This window comes from Pseudomonas viridiflava, assembly GCF_900602065.1.
Taxonomy (GTDB): domain Bacteria; phylum Pseudomonadota; class Gammaproteobacteria; order Pseudomonadales; family Pseudomonadaceae; genus Aquipseudomonas.
Map to the genome: position 1 here is coordinate 1 of NZ_UWFN01000374.1, position 357 is coordinate 357.

1 pseudogene is annotated in these 357 nt (G+C 54.6%); it reads right to left on the minus strand.

Features of this window, described 5'->3' with window-relative positions:
• Nucleotides 1-152: pseudogene (locus EE949_RS29035) on the minus strand (AraC family transcriptional regulator); the annotation flags it as partial.
• Nucleotides 153-357 lie beyond the last annotated feature (205 nt).

Here is a 357-nt window from a genome sequence, read left to right on the forward strand (position 1 = left end):
ACGTGAATCTCGAATTCACGATGATGCTTCCAGCACGCCAGCGCGTAGGAATAGTCGTGCTCGTACAAGCGAAAACACTGGTCAGGCTAGGGCAGAATGCCTTCCAGCACGGCGGGACGCTGCTCGAAAAGAGCGGCTCGGCTGTCAGGCATTGCAGGCGCCTTTTATCGTTATGGGTGCTTCGTGCAGGCATCAACATACGCCTGCCTGATCCACTCTCGCTAGCGGTGATACCGACCGGCACTGATACTTTTTTGATTTCGGACGACCGGAGGACATTCGGTTAAAAAAGTATCGGAATGGCATCCGCAGTGCGTTTGTCCGGATTCGGTTTGGCTGCTGTAATCGGGTCTCAGC